Genomic DNA, 22602 nt, shown 5'->3' with positions numbered 1-22602 from the left:
CAATGCCACTTCTTGCGAGACACGATATTACTTCGTCGCTTTGACGACTCTGCCGATGAGCTGCAAATGAAACTGCTTGGCATCACAGCGCTTGTTGGCGTGGGAGCCTACGCCATCTGGACCGCCTTTAGGCTGGTCAATGCTCCCTCAACCGAGGAGGCCATGCAACTTTCCCTCAAAGCATTGGAAATACCGGGACTCGAGATCGCCTACGCGCTTCACAGGGATGCCTGTTCAATCACGAGAGTGAGCATTTGGACCTGGAGCGTCGAATGCGAGGGCGTGCCGATGCATTTCTATCAGGATGTAACCTACTGCGAATCTCGGTTGCCAAGGGTCTGCGCTGCGGCTGCATCTTCTGACACGAACTGCCGCTCGTATTACTGGTTTATTGATTTGGATGGGAAACCCTCGGCGCCGATCGGCAAGAGGAAGGGATATTCATCCATCATGTCGGATTGCAAACCGAAAGGCTCATTCGATTCGGATCGGATGGAAATGGCCCGTCGCGGCATACGACCTAACGCTGTGGAGATAGGTGTCCCGTCAGGGTCAATCACCGACAAGCGGAGCGTTTCCGCTCCGCCGGGATAAGCCAACATCCGCTAACCCGCGTTCCGGCTCCGCCGCGATCGCGCCTTCAGCGTCGTGTCGGCCGCACTCAGCACCCGTCCATCCTCCGCGCGCAGCTCGAGCCTTCGTACCGGGCGGCCCTTGTCACGATCGACCAGGATGGTCGCGATCTCCTCGGGGCGGTCGTCGAACTCCTCGCTCCATTGCCGGAGCGCGACCAGCACGGGGAAAACGCCGCGGCCCTTCGGCGTCAGCACATATTCAGAATAGGCGCTGCCGTCGGAGGCGGGCGCGATCTTCAGGATCCCGTGGTCGACGAGCGCGCGCAGCCGCGTGGCGAGGATGTTCTTGGCCATGCCGAGCTTGCTCTGGAACTCGCCGAAGCGACGCACGCCGAACAGCGCCTCGCGGATGATGAGGAGCGACCACCAGTCGCCGATCGCTTCCAGCGATCGCGCGATCGGGCAGGAGTCTCCTTCAAAGCTCGTTCGTTTCACCATCGTGCCGTTTCCGTCTGCTTGTCCGCCATCGCGCCGATCACGCGCTTGTGTGGTTGCATTATAAAACCGGATGCCCTAAATGGCAATCAGGTTTCATTATGCAACCATCGGAGGCGAGCGTGAGACTGAAGGGCAAGACGGCATTCATCACCGGCGGCAACAGCGGCATCGGGCTTGCGACGGCAAAGCTGTTCGTGGCCGAGGGCGCCAGGGTCACCATCACGGGGCGCAACAAGGAGACGCTGGAGGCTGCGGCGAAGGAACTCGGGGCGAGCGGTCTTGCGGTGGAAGCCGACATCAACGACGTCGCCGCGACCGAGAAGGCGATCGCGCGCGCGGTCGAAAAATTCGGCAAGCTCGACATCGTCTTTGCCAATGCCGGCATCCCCGGCAATACCCCGCTCGGCGGCACTACGCTGTCCGCCTTCGAGCAGGTGATCCGCACCAACATCACGTCGGTGTTCTTCACCGTGCAGGCGGCGCTGCCGCATCTCAATGACGGCGCCTCCATCATTCTCAATGGCTCGGTGATCTCGGTGCTCGGCAATCCCGGCTATTCCGCCTACGCCGCGAGCAAGGCCGGCGTGCGCGCGATGGCGAGGGTGATGGCGTCCGAACTCTCGCCGCGCAATATCCGCGTCAACGTAGTGGCGCCGGGCGCGGCCCGCACGCCGATCTGGAAGGGCACCGCACCGACCAACGAGGCCTTTGCCGCGCTGGAAGGCCGCATCGCCAAGACCACGCCGCTGGGCCGAATTGGTGAAGCAGATCACATTGCGAAGACGGTGCTGTTTCTCGCCTCCGATGATTCCGCGCACGTCCAGAGCGCGGAGATCTTCGTCGATGGCGGCGCGACCGGCTCGCCTGCGGGCGCGCCAATCTTTCGCGGCTGATCGAATGAAGTGAAAATTGAACCGGCCTCACGCGGTTGCGCCGGCCGGTTCCCTCGTCTGCAGGACATATTTCAAAACTGTCCGTGAAGGCGTTGAACCTTTGCGTGCGCTGCACAGACATTTCTATGGGCAGGGTCATAAGACCCATTTAAGGGAGCCCGTTATGCCGAAAGCAGCTCGAATTCTTTCGTCGATTTCAGCACCGCGTATTTACACCGAACGTTCCGCCATCCCCGCGAAGAAATCCGACAGCCATCAGCTCGTTGCGGTCGCCTTGTTCTCGTGCATCGGACTGTTCATCTCGCTTGTCGCCGTCATCCTGGGCATTCAGGGGATGTGGTTTTAGCGTCATGAGCGGAATGCTCATGCAACCGCCGCCGCCCGCATGTGGCGGCGACAGATGGCGTTGGCGTGAAGCCTATGCCGCGCGCAGGCTGGTCGCGGCCTCAAGCGCGCCTGCGATGGCCTTCTCGCGGTGGTCCGGCCCGACCTGGATGCCATCCGCGATGATGAATTCCGGGCTGATCCCGATGAAGCCGAACACGCTGCGCAGATAGGTTTCGAGGTGCTCCAGGGCAGCGAGCGGCGTGCCAGCGCCGTAATAGCCGCCGCGGGAGATCGCCACGACGACGCGCTTGCCGCCGGCAAGGCCTTCAGGTCCGGTGGCGCCGTATTGGAAGGTCTTTCCTGCCACGATGATGCGGTCGATCCAGGCCTTGAGCTGGCTCGGGATGGTGAAATTGTACATGGGCGCGCCGATCACGACGATTTCGGCGGCGAGGAATTCATCCAGCGCGGTCTTGCTGGCGGCGAGGTCGGGCTCAAGTTCGGCCGGCGCCGGGCCGCCTTGCGCGGCGGCAAGGTGCGATCCGGAAAGGTGCGCGAACGGCACCTGGGTCAAATCACGATAGACGACGTCGAGGGACGGCGTGGCCTGGCGCAGCCGGTCGACGATGGCCGCCGAAACCTGCCGGCTGACGGAGTGGGGGCCGAGCACGCTGGAGTCGATATGGAGGAGTTTCATTTGGGTCACCCATGGTATAGATTTGTAACCCGCACTACATGAGTGACTGCCGAAATCCCCGCAAGAACGCACTTTTTTGAGCCATGGGCACATCTTTGAAACCAACACACAGCGATTTGCCTGCCTTGCCGGTGCCGCATCCCGACCATGCCGACTGCCGCGGCGTCGCTTCCATCCTTGCCCGGGTTGGCGACAAATGGAGCGTGTTCGTGATCATGATGCTCGGCGACGGGCCGAAGCGCTTCAATGAGCTGAAGCGCATGATCGCCGGCATCTCGCAGCGGATGCTGACCCTGACGCTGCGCGGGCTGGAGCGCGACGGGCTCGTCACGCGCACGATCTTCCCGACCATTCCACCACGCGTGGATTACGAGCTGACTGATCTGGGCCGCGGGCTCGCGCAGCCCGTCGTCGCGCTCGGGATGTGGGCGCGGGCGCACCAGACCGAGATCGAGGCGGCGCGGGCGCGGTTCGACAAACGGAATGAGGGTTGATGTGAGCTGTTGGGCTGAATTGCTTTTGGTTGGAGCGGTTTAGCCCCGTCCACCTCGGGCGCCTGCGACGCCCGCCTGTGGCGTGCTTTCTACTTTGCATGGGGTTGTTTTCGATCTTTTTCCGATCGCGCTTTAGAGCAGGGCGACCAGACCACCGCCGTGGCGCTCCAGGCGTCCGGCGAGCTCGAGTTCCAGCAGCACGGTTCGGACGATCGCTGGCGAGGCGCCGGACATGCGCACGAGATCGTCGATCGAAATGGGCACGGGGCCGAGCAGGCCGATAATCTGGTCGCGATCATGTCCTTGCGGATCGGTTTCGAAGGGTTCGCTGTCGGGCTCACCGGCCGGATGCATGATCGGTCTTTCCATGATCGGCTGCACCGCATTGATGATGTCGGCAGCCTCCGTGACGAGCGTTGCGCGCTGCTTGATGAGATCGTTGGCGCCGGCGGCGCGCGGATCGAGCGGCGAGCCCGGCACGGCAAAGACCTCGCGGCCCTGTTCGGCCGCCATGCGCGCGGTGATCAGCGAGCCCGATCGCTGTGCGGCCTCCACCACCACGACTCCAAGCGAGGCGCCCGAAATCAGGCGTTGCGGCGGGGAAAGTCGCGTGCGCGCGGCTCGTGGCCGAGCGGCATCTCGGAGATGGCAGCGCCGCTCTGGTCGAGGATCGCGGCGAGCAGGTCCACATGCTCGGGCGGATAGATGCAGTCATGGCCGCCGGCGAGCACGGCGACCGAGCCGCTGGCGATGCTCGTGCGGTGCGCGGCCTGGTCGACGCCGCGCGCAAGGCCCGAGATGATAACGAAGCCGGCCTCGCCAAGCTCGCGCGCGAGCTGGCCTGCAAATTTGAGCCCGGCGCCCGAGGCATTGCGCGAGCCGACGATCGCGATCATCGGCCGCATCAAGCTGGCGGCGTCGCCGCGCACCGCGAGCAGTGGCGGCGCATCGTCGATCGTCGCAAGCCGCGAGGGATAACCGTCCTCGCCGGGCGCGAGCCAGCTCATGCCGAACTTCCGGCTTGCCGCGAGCTCGGCTCTCGCTTCGTCAGCGGAGCAGATGCGTCCCGATCGCGCCGCGCCGCCGCGGCGCGCAAGGTCCGGCAGCCGCTCCAACGCGGCGCGCGCGCTGCCAAAATGATCGAGCAGCGAACGGAAAGTGCGCGGACCGACATTGTCCGAGCGAATCAGGCGCAAGCGGTCGATGCGCTCGGCCTCGGTGAGGGCTGTTGTGGTGGTGATGGCGTCCACGGTGTCTCCTTGCGCGCACAGCATGGAACAACCTGGGCGCGTGGGCAACAGGGCGCTGCGCTTGCGCGACTTCCTCGCGATGCTAAAAACGCTCCCAACAAGAAGGATTTGGGCCATGATCTCACTCGCCGATCTCCAGCTCCGCATCGAGAGGGGCGAGCTTTCGCCGGACGCCGCTATCGCGCAGTCGCTGGAGGCGATCGAGGGGCGGGAGAACGACGTCCGGGCCTTCGTCTGCCACGCCAACTCTGCGAAGGCGCAAGGCTCAGGTCCCCTGCGCGGCGTTGCGGTCGGCATCAAGGACATCATCGACACCGCGGACTTCCCGACCGAGATGGGCTCCGCGATCTACAAGGGTTGGCAGCCGCGTGCCGACGCGCCGGTCGTGATGATGCTCAAGCGCGCGGGCGCCACCATCATCGGCAAGACCACAACGACGGCGTTTGCCTCGCGCGATCCGACCGTCACGCTCAATCCACACAATCCCGGCCACACGCCGGGTGGATCTTCCGCTGGCTCGGCGGCTGCGGTAGCTGCCGGCATGATCCCGCTGGCGGTGGGCACGCAGACCGGCGGCTCGGTGATCCGGCCCGCGGCCTATTGCGGGGTTGCCGCGATCAAACCGTCGTTCCGTCTGCTGCCGACGGTGGGCGTCAAATGTTTTTCCTGGGCGCTCGACACGGTCGGACTGTTCGGTGCCGGTGTCGACGACATCGCGCGCGGATTGTTCGGGATGACCGGCCGGGTCGAATTCTCCGACATCGTCGCGGCAACGTCGCCGCGCATCGGCGTGGTCAGGCAGGCGTTCGCCGGTCCTGTCGAGCCGGCGGCTGAGCAGGGGCTCAGCGCGGCGATCAAGGCCGCGACGCGCGCCGGTGCGAGCGTGGAAGAGATCGACCTGCCCGAGATGGTGCAGGAGGCTTGGCGCATTCACCCCGTGATCCAGGATTTTGAGGCGCATCGTGCGCTCGCCTGGGAGTTTTCCGAACGTCACGACGAGATCGCGCCGATGCTGCGCGCGACCCTCGATGCAACGGTTGGGGTCACGTCGCGCCAATACGACGAGGCGCGCCGAATCGGCCGCCGCGGCCGCCGTGAGCTCGGCGAAGTCTTTGAGGGGGTCGACGTGCTCCTGACCTATTCGGCCCCGGGCACCGCGCCAAAGGGGCTCTCGTCGACCGGCGATCCCCGCTACAACCGGCTGTGGACGCTGATGGGCAATCCTTGTGTCAACGTGCCGGCTCTCAAGGTGGAAGGCCTGCCGGTCGGCGTGCAGCTCATCGCGCGCTTTGGCAATGATGCGGGCGCGCTGGCCGCCGCGCGCTTCCTCGAGAACGCGCTCGCGGCGTCAAACTAGCGCGGGCTCGGCGCGCGTGCGCTGGACGGACGGCTCGCTACGCGTCTCCCGCCGCAGCCAGCGGTCGGCAGCAGTGCGGCCGCTCCGGTGCAACAGGCGGATGAAGCCGCGGCCGAGATCGGTCGACGAGCGCTGCGCCAGCCCCTCGATCTCGTCTTCCGCCGCGATCCTGAATAGCCGCAGCGCGGGGGCGGTGCCGGTGCGTGCCCATTCCACCGCGGCGACCTCGGCGTTGAGCGCGGCGTTGGCCGCGATCTGGTCGAGCCGGCGGTCGATCGCGGCGAGCGTGATCGGCACGTAGCTGTCGCGCGAGGGCGTCACCTGGACGACCAGCACGTCGGACGCGCGCGACTCCTGTACCAGCCGCACCAGCGGCGGATTGCCGCCATAGCCGCCGTCCCAATAGGCATCGCCGTCGACCTCGATCGCGCAATGCACCAGCGGCGGGCAGGTCGAAGCCAGCGCGACGTCGGCGGTGATCGCCTCGTTCGAAAACACCTGCTGGTGCCCGTCGCGGATCCGTGTCGCCGCGATCAGGAGCCTGGGGCAGGCCTTGTCGCGCAGCGCCGCAAAATTGATGTCGCGGGACAGCGCCTGCCGCAGCGGATCGAGGTCGAACGGATCGAACTGGCCGGAGCGCAGCGTCGGCCCGAATGCCACAGAGCTTCCCGCCGGCGAAAAGCCGCCGACCAGCATCAGCGAGCGGAACGAGGCCTCGTGCACCAGCCGCACCCAGAACCGCTCGAGGCGCGCCCGCGCGCCCTCGCGGCCGCCCTCGGCGAGGCCGCCGGCGACTAGCAGCGCGTTGATGGCGCCCGCGCTGGCGCCGCTGATGGTGTCGAATTCGATTCCCGGCTCTTCCAGCAGGCGCTCCAGCACGCCCCAGGTGAAAGCCGCAAAGGTGCCACCGCCCTGGAGTGCCAGCGACAATCTTCGAGGCGGCCAGTGCTCGGAGGGTGTCACGCTCGGCGCGACGGCTGCAACGGCGGTCACAGGTTCGATCAGTGGAACTGCTGGCGCGACCGGAGCAGGAGCGGGCGACAGCGGTGATGCGGGCGCAATCTCAGCAACAGGAGGTGGAGAGGGCGCACTGGACCAGATGTCCGCGGCGGAGAGCAGCATGCTTGCGCGCGTGCGCGCAGCACCCTGCAAGCTACCCTCGTCATGCATGTCGACAATCGTCTCGCTCATTCTGAGCTACCGCGTAACGCCATTTTCTGCCGTCAGGATGACAGGCCTCGGACCCGTTGACCACTCCGGCCGGGAAACAAGCCGAAAGTTGCGAACAGGAATTGGCATATATTGCGGAGGAGGTGCGGCGATATCCGTATTTTTTCCGGATTATGATTTCTGGCCGATCCGGCTCTCGGTGCCCGATTGCAATCGCTTGATGTTCTCGCGATGCATGTAGAACAAAAGCAGCGTCAGCACCGCGAACAGCGAGGCGAGTGCGAGGTGGCCGAACCACCACAGGAAGATCGGCGTCACGAAGGCTGCGACCAGCGCCGAGAGCGAGGAGTAGCGCGTGGTGAAGGCAGTGGCGAGCCAGAGCAGGCAGAAGAACAGCGCGCCCGGCCAGAACAGGCCAAGCAGGATGCCAATATAGACCGCAACGCCCTTGCCGCCCTTGAACTTGATCCAGACCGGGAAGAGATGGCCGAGAAAGGCGCCGAGCCCTGCCAGCATCGCTGCATCGGGCCCGGCGAGATAGCCCGCAACCACCACCGCAACCGTGCCCTTGAGTGCGTCGAGGAGTAGCGTCGCTGCCGCCAGTCCCTTGCGGCCGGTGCGCAGCACGTTGGTCGCGCCGATGTTGCCCGAGCCGACCGTGCGCAGGTCCTGCGTGCCGGCAAGGCGTGTCAGGACGAGCCCGAACGGGATCGAGCCCAGGAAATAGCCGACAAGGAATGCAACTGGCAGGACAGCTTCAATTCCCATCGCGGCGTCTCCCTGGCCGGCGCAGTTTAGACATGCTCGAACACCGTCCGCCCGCCGACGATGGTGCGCACCACCCGTCCCGAGAAGCGGGCTTCGTCGAACGGCGTGTTCTTGCAGGGCGATTTGAGATCGGCCGGATCGAGCACCCAGGGCGTGTCGGCGTCGATCACGATGACGTCGGCCGGCGCGCCGGCGCGCAAGGTGCCGCCGGGCAGGCCGAGCAGCTCGGCCGGCCGCGTCGACATTGCCCGGATCAGCGTGTTCAGTTCCATCTCGCCATTATGTACCAGTCGCAGGCCCGCCGACAGCATCGTCTCGAGGCCCACAGCGCCGGGAGCTGCTTCCGCAAACGGCAGGCGCTTGCCTTCGACGTCCTGCGGATTGTGGTCGGACATGATGACGTCGACGAGGCCGGAGCCGACGGCCGCAACCAGGGCCCGGCGGTCGTCCTCGGTGCGCAGCGGCGGCGATAGCTTCAGGAACGTCCGGTAGGGCCCGATATCGTTCTCGTTCAGCGCGAGATGGTTGATCGAGACCGAGGCGCTGACGGCAAGACCGGCATCGCGGGCGCGCTTGAGAATATCGAGCGAGTCGATGCAGGAGAGCGAGGCCGCGTGATAGCGGCCGCCGGTCAGCGCAACGAGGCGCATGTCGCGCTCCAGCACCACGGCTTCCGCCGCGTTCGGGATGCCCATCAGGCCGAGGCGGGTCGCGAACTCGCCCTCGTTCATGACGCCTTCGCCGACGAGGTTGGGATCCTCGGTGTAGTGCACGATCAGCGCGTCGAAATCGCGCGCATAGGTGAGGGCGCGGCGCATCACCTGCGCATTGGTGACGCTTCGGTCGCCGTCGCTGAAGGCGACCGCGCCGGCGGCTTTCAGGAGACCGAACTCGGTCATTTCCTCGCCACGCATCCCCTTGGTCAGGGCGGCCATCGGCTGGATGTTGACGATCGCGGTGTCGCGGGCCCGGCGCATCACGAAGTCGACGGTCGCCGAATTGTCGATGACCGGCAAGGTGTCCGGCTGGCAGATCACGGTGGTGATGCCGCCGGTCGCCGCCGCCTGGCTCGCGCTCGCAAAGGTTTCGCGATGGCCGTAGCCCGGCTCGCCGGCGAAGGCGCGCATGTCGATCAGGCCGGGAGCGACGATCTTGCCGGAGCAGTTGACGATGTCGGTGCCCTCGGGGACGCCAGCCGCGCCGATGCCGCGGCGGGTCTCGCGGACGATGCCGTCGGCGATCAGGACGTCGCCGACGCCGTCAAAGTCCCTGGAGGGATCGACGACGCGGGCGTTGGCGAGCAGGATCGGGCGGCGGTCGGTCAGCATTGGCATCACGCGTTCGGCAGGTTACGGGCGAGCGCTTCCAGCACCGCCATGCGCACGGCGACGCCCATCTCCACCTGTTCGCGGATCAGGGACTGCGCGCCGTCGGCGACCGCGGTGTCGATCTCGACGCCGCGGTTCATGGGACCGGGATGCATCACCAGCGCATCGGGCTTGGCGTAGGCGAGCTTTTTCTGGTCCAGCCCGAAATAGTTGAAGTATTCGCTGGTGGACGGCACGAAGGAGCCGTTCATGCGCTCGCGCTGGAGGCGCAGCATCATGACGATGTCGGCGCCTTCCAGGCCCTCGCGCATGTCGCGCGCAACTTCGACGCCCATCCGTTCGATGCCGGGCGGCAAGAGCGTGGAGGGTCCGACGACACGGACGCGGGCACCCATGGTGTTGAGGAGGATGATGTTGGAGCGGGCAACGCGCGAATGCAGGACGTCGCCGCAGATCGCGATCACGAGGCCCTCGATTCGGCCCTTGTTGCGGCGGATCGTCAGCGCGTCCAGCAGCGCCTGCGTCGGGTGCTCATGCGCGCCGTCGCCGGCATTGATCACGGAACCGTCAACCTTGCGGGCCAGAAGTTCCACCGCGCCGGAGGCGTGATGCCGCACCACCAGGATATCCGGGTGCATGGCATTGAGCGTCACTGCGGTGTCGATCAGCGTCTCGCCCTTCTTCATGGAGGAGGAGGAGACCGACATGTTCATGACGTCGGCACCCATGCGTTTGCCGGCGATCTCGAATGAGGATTGGGTGCGGGTGGAAGCCTCGAAGAACAGGTTCACTTGCGTCCGTCCACGCAGGACGGCGCGTTTCTTGTCCACCTGGCGGTTCACCTCGACATATTCCTCGGACAGGTCGAGGAGGCCGGTGATGTCGGCAGCGGAAAGGCCCTCGATACCCAGCAGATGCCGGTGACCGAGGACGAAGGTCGATTTCGATGCAGGGGTCATTAAAAGCAGAGCTATAGGCGGGGATGGGTGAGGGGGCAAGGGCCAAAGGTAGGGAAGTGAGTTATCCCCTGATCTGATCTGGCAAACGTTTGGTGCCCCAATTTGGGCTGTTGCAGTCTCCTCCGTCATGCCCGGGCTTGTCCCGGGCATCCACGTTCTTTTTGCGTCAAATGCGATAGAAGATCGTGGATGGCCGGGACCAGCCCGGCCATGACGATGTGGGAGCTTCCCTTGAAAGCAATTTTGTCAGCGCTCTTGGTCGCAGCACTCGTTGGCGAAGCCCACGCCCAACCGCTCCCCGGCGGCTTCGTGTACTTGCGCGACATCGATCCCAGCATCGTCCAGGACATCCGCTACGCGACCTCGAACAATTTCACCGGCCATCCGCTGAGCGGCTATGGCGCCGGCGAATGCGTGGTGAAGCGGGAGGTGGGGCTGCGGCTGAAAGCGATCCAGCAGGAGCTCGCCGGCCAAAACCTCTCGCTGAAGATGTTCGATTGCTATCGGCCGGTGCGTGCGTCCCTCGATATGGTGGCGTGGGCGCAGAACGGCCGCGAGCCGGCGGCCGAGCGGCGCTACAACCCCAAGATTCCCAAGACCGAGCTGTTCCGGCTCGGCTATATCGCGAGCCGCTCGCAGCATTCCACCGGTGCTGCGCTCGATCTCACGCTCATCGATCTCAAGGCCGACAACTCCGCCAAATACGATCCCGCGAAGGCCTATGGCGACTGCACGGCGCCGGTCGAGGCTCGGCCGCCTGAAGGCAGCGTTGACATGGGCACGGGCTATGACTGCACGGATGCGAAGGGCCATACCGCAGCGCCAATGATCACGGCCGATCAGCGGGCCTGGCGCAAGCGGCTGGTCGCTGCGATGGCCCGGCAAGGCTTTGTGAACTATTCGAAGGAGTGGTGGCATTTTTCCCTGCCGGGGGCTGGCGGGGCGGCCTATGATTTCCCGATCCAGCCGCGGACGAGGTAGAGTGCAGATGGTCGTTTGGGCAGCCAGGAGTCGGATTACCTCTCCCACAGGGAGAGGTCGCGCCGAAGGCGCGGGTGAGGGGAACAGCTCTATCGAGGGACCTGATCCCCTCACCCGGAGTGCTGCGCACTCCGACCTCTCCCTCCGGGAGAGGTGAGGGATTGCCCCACTGCGATATCGTGATCAATCGGGAACACTCGATGACCCAGCCGAGCTTCGCGACCCACGAGGTTTTCAATCAGTCGCCGCCGTTCGAGGACATCGACCTGTTTGCCGCTGACCGGCCGCTGGTCGAGGCGGTGAAGGCCAATGGCGGGACCGCTGCCGAACAGGAGTTGTCCGCGTTCGGCCGGCATTGGGGCTCGGCGGCGATGGCCGAGCGTGGGCGCCTCGCCAACGAGAACACGCCAAAACTCCGCACCTTTGATGCCAAGGGCAACCGCCGCGACCAGGTCGAGTTTCACCCCGCCTATCACGAGCTGATGGCGCACAGCGCGCATGCCGGCGTGCATAACTCCACCTGGACCGCGGACGGACAGCCCGCGGGCGATGCGGCCGAGGTCATTCGTGCAGCCAAATTCTACATCGCATCGCAAGTCGAGACCGGACATCTCTGTCCGATCACCATGACACGCGCCTCCGTCGCGGCGCTGGCGATGCAGCCGGAGTTGCTCGCGCGCGTGATGCCGGTGCTCTCGACGAAAAGCTACGACCCCACCTTCACACCGTGGTGGGAGAAGCGCGGCATGACGCTCGGCATGGGCATGACCGAGAAGCAGGGCGGCACCGACGTACGCGCCAACATGACGCGCGCGGTGCGCGATGGGAACGCCTATCGCATCACCGGCCATAAATGGTTCATGTCGGCGCCGATGTGCGATGCCTTCCTCGTGCTGGCGCAGGCCGAGGGCGGGCTGACCTGCTTCTTCATGCCGCGCTTTGCGCCGGATGGTTCGGTGAACGCGATCCAGTTTCAGCGGTTGAAGGACAAGCTCGGCAATCGCTCCAATGCGTCCTCGGAGGTCGAGTTCGTCGGCGCCTATGCGCAAGCCGTCGGCGACGAAGGTAAGGGCATCCGCACCATCATCCAGATGGTGCAGCTAACGCGGCAGGATTGTGCGATCGCCTCTAGTGGACTGATGCGTTCGGGGCTCGCCCATGCGCTGCATCACGCGCGTCACCGCAGCGTATTCCAGAAACATCTCGCCGATCAGCCGCTGATGCAGGCGGTGCTGTCGGACATGGCATTGCATGTCGAGGCAACGGTCGCGCTGGTGATGCGGCTCTGCCGTGCCTTCGACCGCACGCCGCACGATGCAGGCGAGGCCGCCTACATGCGGCTGCTGACGCCCGCGATCAAATACTGGGTCTGCAAGAGCGCGCCGGCGTTCCTCTACGAAGCAATGGAATGCCTCGGCGGCAACGGCTATGTCGAAGACGGCATTCTGGCGCGCCACTACCGGGAGTCGCCGGTGAACGCGATCTGGGAAGGCTCGGGCAACGTGATGTGCCTCGACGTGCTGCGTGCGCTGGCGCGCGAGCCCGATGCGGCGATGACGGTGCTGCAAAGCCTGGCCGCTGAGACCAAGGGCCTGCCAGGAACGGGTGAGGCGATAAGCTTCATCGGCAAAGCCTTCCGCCGAGGCGATAGCGAGCGCGTCGCGCGGCTTGCGGTGGAGAAGCTGGCGCTGCTGTCGGCGGCCGCGGCGCTCAACCTCGTATCACCCCGCAACGCCGAATTGTTTGCCGCCACACGCCTCGCCACCAATCACGCCAGCATGTATGGCGCCGTGGAGTTGGAGAGTGGGGACCAGCGAGCGCTGCTGGAACGGGCGCTGCCTTGATCGGGGAACGCTCTCACTGCCCGTCATGGCCGGGCTTGACCCGGCCATCCACGTGTCACAGTGCGGCACGAAGGACGTGGATGCCCGGGACAAGCCCGGGCATGACGATCTCTCGATAGTTTGCCGCGCCTAACGAAAGCTTCTTGATGGACACTCTCAATCCCGACCACCCGCCGCTGATCGTGACGCCCGGGGCGCCGCCGCCCGTCTGGAAATTCTGGGGCACGGCGCTGTGGGGCGTGTTCGTCTTCGCCGCGATGTTCGTCGGCCAGATTGGCACCATCGTCTATCTCGTCGCGCATCGTGGTGGCCCGATCGACATGGCATCGCTCGAGTCCGTCGGCCGCGATCCGCAGGCGCTGGCGTGGTCGGTGATCGCGGGCCTGCCGACCACGCTGGCCGCGGTGTGGCTGGCCATTCGCCTGAAGGGAGCTTCCTTCGCCGACTACCTTGCGCTGCGCTGGCCATCCTGGTTGCAGATTCTGCTCGGTGCCGTCGGTCTCGTTCTGATCGTGGTGATCTGGGAGGCGATGTCGCGTGCGCTGGGCCGCGAGGCGACGCCAGGCTTCATGACAGATCTCTTGAAATCAGGCCGCGACAAGGGCGCGGCGACGATGCTCGTGCTCTCCTTCAGCATTGCCGCGCCGATCTCCGAAGAGGTGATCGCGCGGGGCTTCCTCTTCCGCGGCTGGTCGGAAAGCTTTCTGCGCGTGCCCGGCGCGATCATCCTGTCGTCGCTGGTCTGGACCGCCGTGCATCTGCAGTACGACATGTATTTTCTTGCCGAGGTCTTCTCGATCGGATTGTGGTTCGGCTACATGCGCTACCGCGCCAACTCGCTGTGGCTCACGATCGTGCTCCACGCGCTGAACAATCTGACGGCGGTGGTGCTGACGATGTGGCTGGGGGGGTAGGCGGGCGGCTCTAGCCTCGCGCGAAATGAACGAGCGCCAAGCAGTAGCCTTGAGTTGCAGCCACGGAAACCGTCATTGCGAGCGAAGCGAAGCAATCCAGAATCCCCCCGCGGCGACGGTCTGGATTGCTTCGCTTCGCTCGCAATGACGAGGTATTGGGGGCGTTCCTCAGACCGCCCGCGCCATTGCATTGCCGGCCGTTTGGTCCTCAAGTATGTTGGGTAGAACCTGTGCCCACCTTCGCTGCGACGTTGTCGCGGAAAGCCCAAATGTCCGATCTCGAAAATGCCAATCCCTCGGCTGCGGGCTCCGTTCGGAAGCCTCGGACCTGGGATTTCATGGAGACGTTGCTCGGTGCGCTGATTGCTTGCGCCGCTTATTTATTGTCGGCCCAAGTGTTGCTGACTCTTATCCTGAAGCCCATGGATGGGTCGTCAGCCGAGAAAATTGACGCGTTGTGGTACCAACCGAATTGGCAGGGCGCCGCGACCATCCTGGGATCCCCTGCTGCGGTTACCGTACTCTGGGTTGCGACCCGGAAGGCAGGTAGAGAATTCTCGGAGTATTTGGCTTTGAACTGGCCGCGCCCGGGCCAATTGTTGAGGGCCGTGGGCATTGTGGCCGTCGTATTCGGCCTGCAGTCTGTGTTGTCTTACCTCGTGCTTGGTCCGCAGGAGCAAACGACGAGCGCGTACATCGGCGTCGGCGGTGCGGGCGGGTTGCTGATCATGCTCGTAGGGAGTTGCATCGCCGCGCCGGTTGTGGAGGAGTTGATCGTTCGGGGCTTCATGTTCCGCGGATGGTCCGAGACATTTCTAGGGGCGATCGGGACCATTGTGCTCACGTCTGCTTTGTGGCGATCTGCCACGTCCAATACAGCTGGATTGGGCAGACCAATATTTTCCTCTCTGGACTTGCTCTTGGCTATATCCGTTGGAGAAGTGCCTCAACCTGGCTGACAGTGATAGCCCACTCAACTTCCAATATCGTCGTCTTGCAATGCGTCCGTACGTCTAGCGCTCAGGCCACCAGCGCGATCGCGATCGGCATCGTGATCGCCGCCAAAATCGTTTGCAGCGTGATGATCTGCGCGAGCAGCGGCGCATCGCCGCCCATCTGGCGGGCCAGCACGTAGGCGCTGGGCGAGGTCGGCACCGCCGCGCAGACTGCGATGATCGCAAGGCTCGTCCCGGTCAGCCCGAACCACAGCGCGAGCAGAAGCGCGATCACGGGCATCAGCACGAGCTTGAAGGCGACGCCGATGGCGGCGGCCACGCTCGGGCGGAGCAGGCCGTTCAGATGCAGGCCCGCGCCGGTGACGAGCAGGCCGATGGCGAGGGAAGAGCGGCTCAACGCATCCGCCACCTCGTGCCAGATCCTTGGCAGCGGCAGGTGCAGGACGTTGACGAAGAGGCCGATCGCGCAGGCCCAGATCAGCGGGTTGCTTGCCACGGTCATGACGATGGCGCCGACGGACTGCTTGTTCGGCGATGCGTAGTGCGCGAGGACCGCGACGCTGAACACGTTGACCAGCGGAATGATCGCGACCATCGCGACTGAGGCCAGCGCAAGGCCGACATCGCCGAACAGATTGGCCGAGACCGACAGCGCGACATAGGTCTGCCAGCGGGTCGCGCCCTGGAAGATCGAGGTGAAGGCGGGCCCATCGATGTCGAGCCGCGCCAGGGCCGGGCGCAGCGCCAGGCACAACAGTGACATCGCAAGCGAGGACAAGAGCAGTGCGCCGCCGACGCCTGCGACCGGTACCTTGTCGAGGTCGGCCTTCACCAGCGTCTGGATCAGCAGCATCGGAAATAGCACGTAATAGGTCAGCCGCTCCAGCCCGTGCCATTGGGTGTCGAGCCGCATCAGGCTGTGCTTCAGCACTACGCCGAGCACGATGAGAATGAAGACCGGCAGCAGTGCAGCAATCACCACCGCCATGGGTCAGTCCGTTCCGGGTGCCGCGCGAAGATTGGCGAGGCGATCGAGCGCGCCTTGCAGGATGAAGATCGCGGCGTGCTCGTCGATCACCTCGGCGCGCTTGGCGCGGCTGACGTCCATGCCGATCAGCTCGCGCTCGACCGCCGACGTCGAGAGACGTTCGTCCCACAGGCCGATCGGCAAGGCCGTGAGGCCGGCAAGATTGCGGGCGAAGGCGCGGGTCGATTGCGCGCGCGGGCCCTCGCTGCCGTCCATGTTGATTGGCAGGCCGAGCACGAAGCCGACTGCCTTGCGCTCTGTGGCGATGGCAAGGAGCTTTGCGGCATCCTGCTTGAACGCCTTGCGCTGGATGGTCTCGACACCGGTCGCGAGCCGCCGGTCGGGATCGGAGACGGCAACGCCGATCGTCTTGGTGCCGAGATCGAGCCCGATCAGCGCACCGCGCGCGGGCCAGTGGGTTGCAGCGTCGATGAGAGGTAGGATAGGTGCCGGCATGGCGTTAGCGCATACCATGCGAAGCGCTGCGGAGTGAACCGAGAACAATGGATGCGCTGACCTTATTCGGCCTGTTCGCCGTCACCGCGATGCTGGTCTGTTATGCGCTGGAGGATCGCAGCCACTGGTTCGTCCTGCTGTTCGCCGCATCCTGCGCGCTCGGCTCGGCCTACGGCTTCCTGCAAGGCGCCTGGCCGTTCGGCGTGGTGGAGGCGATCTGGGCGATGGTGGCGCTGCGGCGTTGGTCGTTCAGGCCGCGATGACCTCGTCATCCCTGTTCAGGCAGGACACGAACCCTTGGAGTGCGCTGTACTGGTGGCCGGCGCGGCGCTGGATGAACAGCGTCTCGACCCCTGCATAAGACGGGGGCAGCTCGTGGATCGCCACGTTGCCGATCATCGCGCTGCGTTCGACCACAGCGCGGGGCAGCAATGTCACGCCCATGTCGGCGGCGACGCAACCGATCATGCCGTCGAGCGTGCCGAGCTCGAAGCGCGCCGCCGAGGGCCAGCCGAACTCGACGAAGATCTGCTCGAGCCGCTGGCGATAGGTGCAGCCGGTGCGGAACACCAGCGCCGTCGGGCCCGACTCCGGCGTGCCGGCGCGGAGCTCTTTGAGTGATGCCCAACGGCGCGCGCTGACCAGCACCAGCTCCTCGCGGAAGGCGCTGACGGCGATGAGCTCGGCATGCTCGATGGGACCAGCGACGAAGGCGCCGTCGAGCGCGCCATCGAGCACGGCGGCGACGAGATCGGCGGTGGTCGCGGTGCGCAAGCTCAGCCGCACGGCAGGGAAACGGCGATGGAAATCGGCGAGCAGCGGTGGCAGGCGAACAGCCGCCGTCGTTTCCATCGAGCCGATCGCGAGCGGTCCCTTGGGCTCGCCATCATCGCGCGCGGCAAGGAAGGCCTCGCGCGAGAGCGCCGCCATCCGTTGCGCGTAAGGCAAAAGCCGTTTGCCCGCGCCGGTCAGCGTCATGCCGCGGCTGTGCCGCTCGAACAGGGGCGTGCCGATCTCGGCCTCCAGCGCCTTGATCCGCTGGGTGACATTCGACTGCACCGTATTGAGCTCTTCCGCGGCACGGGTGATGCCGCCGGCGCGGGCGACCGCGGCGAAAGTCCTGATATCGCTGAGTTCCATGGCCTCGTTTCGTTTTCGAGATGGCAGCGTTCGAAAGAATTCAATTTTCAAGAATGTTATTCTCACTTAGTGTCGCTGTCCACACAGGAGGAGCCATGGCGATCACCACACCGCTGACCACGCTGCTCGGCATCGAGCACCCGATCCTCCTTGCTCCGATGGATATCATCGCTGGCAGCAGCCTGGTGACGGCGGTGAGCCGCGCCGGCGGCTTTGGTATTCTGGGCGGCGGCTATGGCGAGAGGGCTTGGCTGGAGCAGGAGACGGCGAAGCTGAAAGCGCTGCGCGTCCCGTTCGGAATCGGCTTCATCACCTGGAGCCTCGCCAGGCACCCCGACCTTCTCGATATCGCGCTCGCGGCAAGGCCCGCAGCGATCATGCTGTCGTTCGGCGATCCCGCGCCGTTCGCGCCGAAGATCAAATCGACCGGTGCGCGGCTGATCTGCCAAGTGCAGGACGAGGCCATGGCGCGACAGGCGCTCGATGCCGGCGCGGACGTTCTCATCGCGCAAGGCACCGAGGCAGGCGGCCATGGTGCATCCCGCACCACCGTCGATCTCGTGCCTGGAATCGTCGATCTCGCGGCGGGTCGTGTGCCGGTGGTCGCGGCCGGCGGCATCGCCGACGGGCGCGGGCTCGCCGCCATGGTGATGCTGGGCGCAAGCGGCGTGCTGCTCGGTACGCGCTTTTATGCGAGCCAGGAGGCCGACGGCGCTGACGAGGCGAAACGGCGCATCTGTGATGCAACGAGCGGCTCGACCATGCGCGGCATCATTTTCGATCTCTCCCGCAACAATGTCTGGCCGGCGCCGTTTACCGGGCGATGCCTGATCAACGATCACGCCCGGCGCTGGATGGGGCGCGAGGTCGAATTGATGCAGAATGTCGCCAAGGTTGCGGCTGATTATGCCGCCGCAAAGGCGAGCCGCAATTTCGACGTCGCCGCCGTGATTGCAGGCGAGGCGGTCGGCCTGATCCATGATATTCCGCCGGCAGCCGACATCGTCGAGCGGATCGCAGCTGAGGCGGAGCAGTTGCTGACCGGCCGGCGCAACTCCGTCGCTTCCGCTGCTTGAACAAGAGAGAACAACCATGTGGCCTGACCGTCGACTGATCGACCTCTTCAAGATCGAATTTCCGATCGTGCTGGCGCCGATGGCCGGCGTGATGGATGCGGAGCTCGTGATCGCCGCGGCGCAGGGCGGTGCGCTCGGCTCGCTGCCATGCGCCATGCTGTCGGCGGAGAAAGCGCGCGAGCAGGTCAATCTCATTCGCCAGCGCGTCTCCACGCCGGTGAACATGAACTTCTTCTGCCACACGCCGGTCGAGCTCACGGCCGAGGCCGAAGCGCGCTGGAAGCAGCGCCTCGCGGGCTACTACAAGGAGCATGGTCTCGATCCGGCGGCGCCCATCAATGCAGCCAACCGCGCGCCATTCGATGCGGCGTTCTGCGAGGTCGTCGAGGAGCTGAAGCCAGAAGTCGTCAGCTTCCATTTCGGCCTGCCGGACAAGGCGCTGCTGAGGCGCGTCAAGGCGGCCGGGTGCATCGTGATTTCCTCCGCCACCACCGTGAAGGAAGCGGTCTGGCTCGAGCAGCACGGCGTCGATGCCGTGATCGCGCAAGGCGCAGAGGCGGGCGGCCATCGCGGCATGTTCCTGACTGAAAATATCTCGGAGCAGCCCGGCACCTTCGCGCTGGTGCCACAGGTCGTCGATGCCGTGAAGGTGCCGGTGATCGCCTGCGGCGGTATCGCGGATGGACGCGGTATCGCCGCTGCCTTCGCGCTCGGCGCGTCCGGGGTGCAGATCGGCAGTGCCTATTTGCGCTGCCCGGAATCCAAGGTCAGCGCCGGCGGTCGCAGGGCACTCACGGAGGCCGGGGACGATTCCACCGTGATCACCAATGTGATGACCGGCCGGCCCGCGCGCGGTGTACAGAACCGCCTGATGCGCGAAGCCGGCCCGATTTCGCCGGACGCGCCGGCCTTTCCCCATGCCGCGACCGCGCTGGGGCCGTTGAAGGCGGCGGCCGAAAAGCAGGGGAGGGTGGATTTCACCAATCTCTGGGCGGGACAGGCCATCGGCATGGGCCGCGAGATGCCTGCGGCCGGATTGACCCGGGACCTGGCCAAATCCGCGCAGGCCCGCCTGAAAGCGCTGGCCGGCTAGGCGCGATGAGATCCAGGAGGATCGTCATCGCGCTTTAGGTTATTGTTTGCGCATGATCTTTCGGAAAACCGCTGCGCACTTTGCGCTAACGCGGCCCTTCGGGTCCGGATCATGCGCCCAGCGCCGGTTGCGGCGCAAAACCGGCCTCTGCTATACGGCAGACAGGATTTCTGCCGTTCGAGGCCTTATATAATGTCCGTTGACGCCGCTACCGTCCGCCGCATCGCGCATCTCGCGCGCATTGCGGTTTCCGACGATGAGGTTCCGCATCTCCAGGGCGAGCTCAACGCCATGCTTGCCTTCGTCGAACAGCTCTCGGAGGTCAATATCGAGGGCGTCGAGCCCATGACCTCGGTGACCCCGATGGAGATGAAGAAGCGCGAGGACGTCATCAGTGACGGCGAGATCGCCGACGATATCGTTGCCAATGCGCCCGCGACCGAAGGTCACTTCTTCCTGGTGCCGAAGGTCGTCGAGTAGCATGGCGTTTTCGAGCGAAGTGGAAGCCGGTTCGCGTGAAGAAAACGCGTCAAACTAAAGAGTATTAGGACACGAGTCCGATGTGCCTGCTATGCGACGATGAGAAGGCCTATCAGGCCTACATGAACTATCTCGACGCGATGGAGCGGCAGGGCAAGACTGCCGATCCCAATGTGGCCGTCAATGCCGTGCTCGACGAGATCGAGGCGGCTGCGAAAGCCGCCGCCAAAAAAGACGACCCGGCCAACGACAAGACCCTGTCTCCGTTCTTCTGTAGCCCGATCAATAAATGACCGATTTGACATCGCTGACGCTCGCCGAGGCCCGCAAGGGTCTCGCCGACAAGACATTCACGTCGCTCGAGCTGACCGACGCGCATCTGAGCGCGATGGAAGCTGCACGCGCGCTCAACGCCTTCATCCTGGAGACGCCCGACCAGGCGCGCGCCATGGCGCGCGAAGCTGATGGCAAGATCGCCAAGGGTAGTGCCGGTCCGCTCGCCGGCATTCCACTCGGTATCAAGGACCTGTTTGCGACGAAGGGCGTGCGCACCACGGCCTGCTCAAAGATCCTCGGCAATTTCGTGCCGACCTACGAGTCGACCGTCACCTCGCAGCTCTGGCGCGATGGTGCGGTGATGCTCGGCAAGCTCAACAATGACGAGTTCGCGATGGGCTCGTCGAACGAGACCTCCTGCTTCGGTCCTGTCGGCAATCCCTGGCGGCGCGAGGGCTCCAACACGACGCTGGTGCCGGGCGGCTCGTCCGGCGGCTCGGCCTCGGCCGTTGCTGCGCTACTCTGCATGGGCGCGACGGCGACCGACACCGGCGGCTCGATCCGCCAGCCAGCGGCCTTTACCGCGACCGTCGGCATCAAGCCGACCTATGGCCGCTGCTCGCGCTGGGGCATCGTCGCCTTTGCCTCCTCGCTCGATCAGGCAGGTCCGATCGCGCGCAGCGTACGCGATTGCGCGATGCTGCTGCGTTCAATGGCCGGCCACGACCCGAAGGACACGACGTCCGTCGACATCGCCGTGCCGGACTATGAGGCCGCGATCGGCAGGTCCGTGAAGGGCATGAAGATCGGCATACCCAGGGAATATCGGCTCGACGGTATGCCGGCCGAGATCGAAAAGCTTTGGGAAGCAGGCGCGGCCTGGCTGAAAGCGGCCGGCGCCGAGCTCGTCGAGGTGTCGCTGCCGCACACCAAATACGCACTGCCGGCCTATTACATCGTGGCGCCGGCGGAAGCCTCGTCCAACCTCGCGCGCTACGACGGCGTGCGCTACGGCCTGCGCGAGCAGGGACGCAACATCATCGAGACGTATGAAAACACCCGCGCCGAAGGCTTTGGCGCCGAGGTGAAGCGCCGCGTCATGATCGGCACCTACGTGCTCTCCGCCGGCTACTACGACGCCTATTACCTGCGCGCGCAAAAAGTGCGTACGCTGATCAAGAAGGATTTCGAGGATTGCTTCGCCAAGGGTGTCGATGCGATCCTCACGCCGGCGACACCGTCCGCCGCCTTCGGCATTGGCGAGAAGGGCGGCGCCGATCCGGTCGAGATGTATCTCAACGACATCTTCACGGTGACCGTGAACATGGCCGGCCTGCCGGGCATCGCCGTGCCCGCCGGCAAGGACGCGCAAGGCCTGCCGCTCGGCCTCCAACTGATCGGCCGGCCCTTCGACGAGGAGACGCTGTTCTCGCTCGGCGAGGTGATCGAGCAAGCGGCCGGCCACTTCACGCCGACGAGGTGGTGGTGAACATGGCGGCGTATATCGCCAGCCTCGACTGCGCCGCGCCTGCGCCGAACCTCAGCGCGCCGCTCGCAGGGCTCTGGTGGGCCGCGAAGGGCGACTGGGACAAGGCGCACAAGATCGTCCAGGACGAGGACAGCCGCGACGCCGCCTGGGTGCATGCCTATTTGCATCGTGTTGAAGGCGATCTCGGCAATGCCGGCTACTGGTATCGCCAGGCGGGCCAACCGGCCGCGAAGGATTCATTACAGACGGAGTGGGAGCGCATCGCTGCCGCCCTGCTCGGGAGCACGACATGAGCACGGCCACGCACAAGCTTCTCAAGGGCGCCACCGGCGACTGGGAGATGGTCATCGGCATGGAGATCCACGCCCAGGTGACGTCGAACTCAAAACTGTTCTCGGGCGCGTCCACCGCATTCGGCGGTGAGCCGAACACCCACGTGTCGCTGGTCGACGCGGCGATGCCCGGCATGCTGCCGGTCATCAACGAGGAATGCGTCAGACAGGCTGTCCGGACCGGGCTCGGGCTGAACGCGAAGATCAATCTTCGCTCGGTGT

24 protein-coding genes and 3 pseudogenes are annotated in these 22602 nt (G+C 65.1%); 17 read left to right on the top strand and 10 right to left on the bottom strand.

The window, feature by feature from the left end:
* Nucleotides 1–66 precede the first annotated feature (66 nt).
* Nucleotides 67–594, top strand: a complete 528-nt coding sequence (locus SO140_RS40080) for a hypothetical protein (RefSeq protein ID WP_449380903.1) — start codon at nucleotides 67–69, stop codon at nucleotides 592–594.
* An 11-nt stretch (nucleotides 595–605) separates the two neighbouring features.
* On the opposite strand, the gene SO140_RS40075 is transcribed toward SO140_RS40080, so the two are convergent.
* Entirely contained in the window at nucleotides 606–1073 is a 468-nt protein-coding gene (locus tag SO140_RS40075; protein WP_449380902.1) for a winged helix-turn-helix transcriptional regulator, read from the bottom strand.
* Between the two features lie 119 nt (nucleotides 1074–1192).
* On the opposite strand from SO140_RS40075, the gene SO140_RS40070 reads away from it, so the two are divergent.
* Entirely contained in the window at nucleotides 1193–1966 is a 774-nt protein-coding gene (locus SO140_RS40070; protein WP_449380901.1) for an SDR family NAD(P)-dependent oxidoreductase, read from the top strand.
* 163 nt (nucleotides 1967–2129) lie between these two features.
* Entirely contained in the window at nucleotides 2130–2312 is a 183-nt protein-coding gene (locus SO140_RS40065) for a hypothetical protein (protein ID WP_449380900.1), read from the top strand.
* A gap of 72 nt (nucleotides 2313–2384) precedes the next feature.
* On the opposite strand, the gene SO140_RS40060 is transcribed toward SO140_RS40065, so the two are convergent.
* Nucleotides 2385–2990 (bottom strand): FMN-dependent NADH-azoreductase, encoded by a 606-nt coding sequence (locus SO140_RS40060; protein WP_449380899.1) that lies wholly within the window; start codon nucleotides 2988–2990, stop codon nucleotides 2385–2387.
* 83 nt (nucleotides 2991–3073) lie between these two features.
* Here SO140_RS40060 and SO140_RS40055 point away from each other — a divergent pair, with 83 nt between their 5' ends.
* A complete protein-coding gene (locus SO140_RS40055; protein ID WP_449380898.1) occupies nucleotides 3074–3484 on the top strand; it encodes a winged helix-turn-helix transcriptional regulator in 411 nt (136 codons plus the stop codon).
* 132 nt (nucleotides 3485–3616) lie between these two features.
* Here the strand turns inward: SO140_RS40055 and dprA are convergent.
* Nucleotides 3617–4758: pseudogene (dprA, locus tag SO140_RS40050) on the bottom strand (DNA-processing protein DprA).
* A 91-nt stretch (nucleotides 4759–4849) separates the two neighbouring features.
* On the opposite strand from dprA, the gene SO140_RS40045 reads away from it, so the two are divergent.
* Entirely contained in the window at nucleotides 4850–6091 is a 1242-nt protein-coding gene (locus tag SO140_RS40045) for an amidase (RefSeq protein ID WP_449380897.1), read from the top strand.
* Here SO140_RS40045 and SO140_RS40040 read toward each other — a convergent pair.
* The 4 genes from SO140_RS40040 to SO140_RS40025 all read right to left on the bottom strand — a co-directional run bounded on the left by SO140_RS40040 (nucleotide 6083) and on the right by SO140_RS40025 (nucleotide 10316).
* Nucleotides 6083–7282 (bottom strand): patatin-like phospholipase family protein, encoded by a 1200-nt coding sequence (locus tag SO140_RS40040; RefSeq protein ID WP_498543905.1) that lies wholly within the window; start codon nucleotides 7280–7282, stop codon nucleotides 6083–6085. The genes SO140_RS40045 and SO140_RS40040 overlap by 9 nt on opposite strands.
* Before the next feature lie 150 nt (nucleotides 7283–7432).
* The gene (gene plsY, locus SO140_RS40035; RefSeq protein WP_449380895.1) at nucleotides 7433–8029 is read right to left on the bottom strand and encodes a glycerol-3-phosphate 1-O-acyltransferase PlsY; all 597 of its coding nucleotides are present in this window, start codon (nucleotides 8027–8029) and stop codon (nucleotides 7433–7435) included.
* 26 nt (nucleotides 8030–8055) lie between these two features.
* A complete protein-coding gene (locus tag SO140_RS40030) occupies nucleotides 8056–9357 on the bottom strand; it encodes a dihydroorotase (protein ID WP_449380918.1) in 1302 nt (433 codons plus the stop codon).
* Nucleotides 9358–9362: 5 nt separating this feature from the next.
* Nucleotides 9363–10316 (bottom strand): aspartate carbamoyltransferase catalytic subunit, encoded by a 954-nt coding sequence (locus SO140_RS40025; protein WP_027522965.1) that lies wholly within the window; start codon nucleotides 10314–10316, stop codon nucleotides 9363–9365.
* A 216-nt stretch (nucleotides 10317–10532) separates the two neighbouring features.
* On the opposite strand from SO140_RS40025, the gene SO140_RS40020 reads away from it, so the two are divergent.
* The 4 genes and pseudogenes from SO140_RS40020 to SO140_RS40005 all read left to right on the top strand — a co-directional run bounded on the left by SO140_RS40020 (nucleotide 10533) and on the right by SO140_RS40005 (nucleotide 15190).
* Nucleotides 10533–11297, top strand: a complete 765-nt coding sequence (locus SO140_RS40020) for a M15 family metallopeptidase (protein WP_449380917.1) — start codon at nucleotides 10533–10535, stop codon at nucleotides 11295–11297.
* A gap of 200 nt (nucleotides 11298–11497) precedes the next feature.
* Nucleotides 11498–13141 (top strand): isovaleryl-CoA dehydrogenase, encoded by a 1644-nt coding sequence (locus SO140_RS40015; RefSeq protein ID WP_449380894.1) that lies wholly within the window; start codon nucleotides 11498–11500, stop codon nucleotides 13139–13141.
* 146 nt (nucleotides 13142–13287) lie between these two features.
* Entirely contained in the window at nucleotides 13288–14055 is a 768-nt protein-coding gene (locus SO140_RS40010) for a CPBP family intramembrane glutamic endopeptidase (protein ID WP_449380893.1), read from the top strand.
* Between the two features lie 269 nt (nucleotides 14056–14324).
* A pseudogene (locus tag SO140_RS40005) lies at nucleotides 14325–15190 on the top strand (CPBP family intramembrane glutamic endopeptidase).
* Here SO140_RS40005 and SO140_RS40000 read toward each other — a convergent pair.
* Both SO140_RS40000 and ruvX read right to left on the bottom strand, forming a co-directional pair.
* The gene (locus SO140_RS40000) at nucleotides 15076–15999 is read right to left on the bottom strand and encodes an AEC family transporter (protein ID WP_449380892.1); all 924 of its coding nucleotides are present in this window, start codon (nucleotides 15997–15999) and stop codon (nucleotides 15076–15078) included. The pseudogene SO140_RS40005 and the gene SO140_RS40000 overlap by 115 nt on opposite strands.
* 3 nt (nucleotides 16000–16002) lie before the next feature.
* Nucleotides 16003–16494, bottom strand: coding sequence for a Holliday junction resolvase RuvX (gene ruvX / locus SO140_RS39995; RefSeq protein WP_449380891.1), 492 nt, complete (start codon nucleotides 16492–16494; stop codon nucleotides 16003–16005).
* 47 nt (nucleotides 16495–16541) lie between these two features.
* Between ruvX and SO140_RS39990 the strand changes: the two genes are divergently transcribed.
* On the top strand, nucleotides 16542–16757 hold the full coding sequence (locus tag SO140_RS39990) for a hypothetical protein (protein WP_449380890.1): 216 nt from the start codon (nucleotides 16542–16544) through the stop codon (nucleotides 16755–16757).
* On the opposite strand, the gene SO140_RS39985 is transcribed toward SO140_RS39990, so the two are convergent.
* A complete protein-coding gene (locus SO140_RS39985; RefSeq protein WP_449380889.1) occupies nucleotides 16744–17634 on the bottom strand; it encodes a LysR family transcriptional regulator in 891 nt (296 codons plus the stop codon). The two genes, SO140_RS39990 and SO140_RS39985, sit on opposite strands and share 14 nt — an antisense overlap.
* 95 nt (nucleotides 17635–17729) lie before the next feature.
* Here SO140_RS39985 and SO140_RS39980 point away from each other — a divergent pair, with 95 nt between their 5' ends.
* The 7 genes and pseudogenes from SO140_RS39980 to gatB all read left to right on the top strand — a co-directional run.
* Nucleotides 17730–18710, top strand: coding sequence for an NAD(P)H-dependent flavin oxidoreductase (locus tag SO140_RS39980; protein WP_449380888.1), 981 nt, complete (start codon nucleotides 17730–17732; stop codon nucleotides 18708–18710).
* Between the two features lie 16 nt (nucleotides 18711–18726).
* On the top strand, nucleotides 18727–19803 hold the full coding sequence (locus SO140_RS39975) for an NAD(P)H-dependent flavin oxidoreductase (protein ID WP_449380887.1): 1077 nt from the start codon (nucleotides 18727–18729) through the stop codon (nucleotides 19801–19803).
* A 192-nt stretch (nucleotides 19804–19995) separates the two neighbouring features.
* Entirely contained in the window at nucleotides 19996–20283 is a 288-nt protein-coding gene (gene gatC / locus SO140_RS39970) for an Asp-tRNA(Asn)/Glu-tRNA(Gln) amidotransferase subunit GatC (RefSeq protein WP_449380886.1), read from the top strand.
* 80 nt (nucleotides 20284–20363) lie between these two features.
* Nucleotides 20364–20576 carry a hypothetical protein gene (locus SO140_RS39965; protein ID WP_284262967.1) on the top strand — a complete coding sequence of 71 codons (213 nt, stop codon included), beginning with the start codon at nucleotides 20364–20366 and terminating at the stop codon, nucleotides 20574–20576.
* A complete protein-coding gene (gene gatA / locus SO140_RS39960) occupies nucleotides 20573–22048 on the top strand; it encodes an Asp-tRNA(Asn)/Glu-tRNA(Gln) amidotransferase subunit GatA (protein ID WP_449380885.1) in 1476 nt (491 codons plus the stop codon). Before SO140_RS39965 ends, gatA begins: the two co-directional genes overlap by 4 nt.
* A 2-nt stretch (nucleotides 22049–22050) precedes the next feature.
* A complete protein-coding gene (locus tag SO140_RS39955; RefSeq protein WP_449380884.1) occupies nucleotides 22051–22341 on the top strand; it encodes a hypothetical protein in 291 nt (96 codons plus the stop codon).
* Nucleotides 22338–22602, top strand: a pseudogene (gene gatB, locus SO140_RS39950) (Asp-tRNA(Asn)/Glu-tRNA(Gln) amidotransferase subunit GatB); the annotation flags it as partial. The gene SO140_RS39955 and the pseudogene gatB, both read left to right, overlap by 4 nt.

The sequence above is a fragment of the Bradyrhizobium sp. UFLA05-108 genome, assembly GCF_059803455.1.
This window is presented reverse-complemented; position numbering and strand designations above follow the sequence as displayed.

Bases quoted from the DNA above. Each gene is read 5' to 3' on its own strand.
- ruvX (WP_449380891.1), bottom strand. From the start codon at position 16,494: ATGCCGGCACCTATCCTACCTCTCATCGACGCTGCAACCCACTGGCCC.
- SO140_RS39965 (WP_284262967.1), top strand. From the start codon at position 20,364: ATGTGCCTGCTATGCGACGATGAGAAGGCCTATCAGGCCTACATGAAC.
- SO140_RS39980 (WP_449380888.1), top strand. From the start codon at position 17,730: ATGGCGATCACCACACCGCTGACCACGCTGCTCGGCATCGAGCACCCG.
- SO140_RS40060 (WP_449380899.1), bottom strand. From the start codon at position 2,990: ATGAAACTCCTCCATATCGACTCCAGCGTGCTCGGCCCCCACTCCGTC.
- SO140_RS40015 (WP_449380894.1), top strand. From the start codon at position 11,498: ATGACCCAGCCGAGCTTCGCGACCCACGAGGTTTTCAATCAGTCGCCG.
- SO140_RS40010 (WP_449380893.1), top strand. From the start codon at position 13,288: ATGGACACTCTCAATCCCGACCACCCGCCGCTGATCGTGACGCCCGGG.
- SO140_RS40045 (WP_449380897.1), top strand. From the start codon at position 4,850: ATGATCTCACTCGCCGATCTCCAGCTCCGCATCGAGAGGGGCGAGCTT.
- plsY (WP_449380895.1), bottom strand. From the start codon at position 8,029: ATGGGAATTGAAGCTGTCCTGCCAGTTGCATTCCTTGTCGGCTATTTC.
- gatC (WP_449380886.1), top strand. From the start codon at position 19,996: ATGTCCGTTGACGCCGCTACCGTCCGCCGCATCGCGCATCTCGCGCGC.
- SO140_RS39955 (WP_449380884.1), top strand. From the start codon at position 22,051: ATGGCGGCGTATATCGCCAGCCTCGACTGCGCCGCGCCTGCGCCGAAC.
- SO140_RS39990 (WP_449380890.1), top strand. From the start codon at position 16,542: ATGGATGCGCTGACCTTATTCGGCCTGTTCGCCGTCACCGCGATGCTG.
- SO140_RS39985 (WP_449380889.1), bottom strand. From the start codon at position 17,634: ATGGAACTCAGCGATATCAGGACTTTCGCCGCGGTCGCCCGCGCCGGC.
- SO140_RS40075 (WP_449380902.1), bottom strand. From the start codon at position 1,073: ATGGTGAAACGAACGAGCTTTGAAGGAGACTCCTGCCCGATCGCGCGA.
- SO140_RS40020 (WP_449380917.1), top strand. From the start codon at position 10,533: ATGTGGGAGCTTCCCTTGAAAGCAATTTTGTCAGCGCTCTTGGTCGCA.
- SO140_RS40040 (WP_498543905.1), bottom strand. From the start codon at position 7,282: ATGAGCGAGACGATTGTCGACATGCATGACGAGGGTAGCTTGCAGGGT.
- SO140_RS40030 (WP_449380918.1), bottom strand. From the start codon at position 9,357: ATGCTGACCGACCGCCGCCCGATCCTGCTCGCCAACGCCCGCGTCGTC.
- gatA (WP_449380885.1), top strand. From the start codon at position 20,573: ATGACCGATTTGACATCGCTGACGCTCGCCGAGGCCCGCAAGGGTCTC.
- SO140_RS40065 (WP_449380900.1), top strand. From the start codon at position 2,130: ATGCCGAAAGCAGCTCGAATTCTTTCGTCGATTTCAGCACCGCGTATT.
- SO140_RS40055 (WP_449380898.1), top strand. From the start codon at position 3,074: ATGGGCACATCTTTGAAACCAACACACAGCGATTTGCCTGCCTTGCCG.
- SO140_RS40000 (WP_449380892.1), bottom strand. From the start codon at position 15,999: ATGGCGGTGGTGATTGCTGCACTGCTGCCGGTCTTCATTCTCATCGTG.
- SO140_RS40025 (WP_027522965.1), bottom strand. From the start codon at position 10,316: ATGACCCCTGCATCGAAATCGACCTTCGTCCTCGGTCACCGGCATCTG.
- SO140_RS40080 (WP_449380903.1), top strand. From the start codon at position 67: ATGAAACTGCTTGGCATCACAGCGCTTGTTGGCGTGGGAGCCTACGCC.
- SO140_RS39975 (WP_449380887.1), top strand. From the start codon at position 18,727: ATGTGGCCTGACCGTCGACTGATCGACCTCTTCAAGATCGAATTTCCG.